At 41.6% G+C, this 1874-nt stretch carries 3 protein-coding genes; all 3 read right to left on the bottom strand.

The genetic code is table 11. The features are described from left to right. On the bottom strand, positions 1–350 hold a 350-nt coding region (locus AC1DUW_RS27390), incomplete at its 3' end, for a transposase (RefSeq protein WP_477643998.1). Between the two features lie 342 nt (positions 351–692). Beyond that, complete coding sequence (locus tag AC1DUW_RS27395) at positions 693–1301, bottom strand: flavin reductase family protein (protein ID WP_053348102.1); 609 nt, start codon at positions 1299–1301, stop codon at positions 693–695. Between the two features lie 14 nt (positions 1302–1315). After that, positions 1316–1874, bottom strand: a 559-nt coding sequence (locus AC1DUW_RS27400) for an alpha/beta hydrolase (RefSeq protein WP_477643999.1), incomplete at its 5' end; no start/stop codon positions are given.

The following is a 1874-nucleotide window of genomic DNA, read 5'->3' on the forward strand; positions in this document are numbered from 1 at the left end:
TCTTTAAAGCGACGCTCATAATTTTTCCCGAACGTTGAGAAGTGAGGTACTTTATCATGGAAACCGTAACCTAAAAACCAACGGTAAGCCATATTCGTTTCAACTTCTTCAATCGTTTTACGCATYGAACGAATACCGAAGGTATAYTGAATGAATGTCAATTTAACTAAAATAACTGGATCAATACTTGGGCGGCCTATCTCTGAATACATCTCTTTCACCAAGTCATAAATGAAAGTGAAGTCAATGGCCCCCTCRATTTTACGAACCAAATGGTTCGCTGGCACCAKTTGATCCAAAGTAATCATTTCAAGTTGATCTCGCTGAATAGAATTATGTTTYGAAAGCATCGTCATCCCCTCAAGTTTTAATACTCCTATATTAAAACAAAAAAGACTGTAGGCAAAAGTGTTTATTTCTTTCTAATTGTTAAAACAAAGTTGAGTGGAACGRAAGGTGCGAGACTCCTGCGGGAAAAGCGTGTCYAAGGGAGACYCCACAGGCGCAAAGGCGCCGAGGAGGCTCCCTGACCGCCCGCGGAAAGCGAGTGCCCTACGTTCCAATCAACGTTCGAATTTTTACAACCCYTCAAAAAAACTGTAGACAAACTCGATTTTCATCGAGTTTGTCTACAGTCTGCAATGGCGACATCTAAAAAAGATGTCGCCATTTGTTTTATCCAAATGTGATTTTTAAGGACGTTCAAGATCAAATAACTCGCCTAGTTTAGTATACGTATGACCAGCTAACCGGGCTACCGGTTTGAGTCCATTCTGATCAATTCGACCATTGTGATAGATGTCTTGCTTGATATGGTAGCACACTACTTTCCCTATCAACAAATCACAACCTGGTTTATCTGATGAACCTGCTAATGGTATAGCCCGTTCAAGTTTGCATTCWAGGCGTACCTTCGCTTCTCGCAACCCAGGAACCGCAACCTTATCACTCGCCGTCGTCGTGAAATTAGTTAGCCTTAATTCACTTTCCTCAGCTGGGAGTTCTGCTGCCGTTTGATTTGCATCTACAACATTGTCTTCATCAGTGATGTGAACAACAAATTCACCGGTTTCAATCGCATTTCGTGCAGTATCTTTTGACACTCCTTTTTTCCTTTGAACGGATACTGAAATCATTGGAGGATTAGAACTGACTATATTAAAAAAACTAAACGGCGCTATATTGAATACTCCAGTTTCAGATTGTGTGGTAACAAGGGCTACGGGTCTCGGAATAATACTTCCAGTCAAAAATTTATAATTTTCCCGTTCACTTAGACCTTCAGGATTTACTGAAATCATCTTCTCTCCCTCTTTCAATCTTTCAATAAATGTTTTTGAAACCATGAACTAGCTGCTTCGACCTCTGATCGTGTTAACTGATGTCCGTGATTTTCCCAGTGAATGTCGACTGTCGCACCTGCTTGCTGTAAGAGTTGTGAAAGTTCACCCGTTTCTTGAGCCGGGCAAATTGGATCGTTTTTCCCAGCGGCAATAAAGATAGGTACATCGGAAAGTGACGGCAAAGTCATCCCTCGCCTAGGAACCATTGGATGGTGAAGAATCGCCCCTTTTAATGCCCCTTCAAAATGAAACATCAAACTTGCAGCGATATTCGCACCATTAGAATAACCTAATGCTACCACATTCTCACGGTCAAAATCGTACTTTCCGGCTGCTATATCCAAGAAGTCATTAAGCTCTTTTGTACGAAAAATCAAATCCTCTTCATCAAAAATACCCTCAGCCAATCTTCGAAAAAAACGGGGCATACCGTTTTCAAGAACATTTCCGCGCACACTCAATACGGATGAACCTGGTGAAACCATTTCTACTAATGGTAAAAGGTCTGTTTCCGTTCCCCCTGTACCATGC

This window comes from Peribacillus sp. P4_C12, assembly GCF_056402095.1.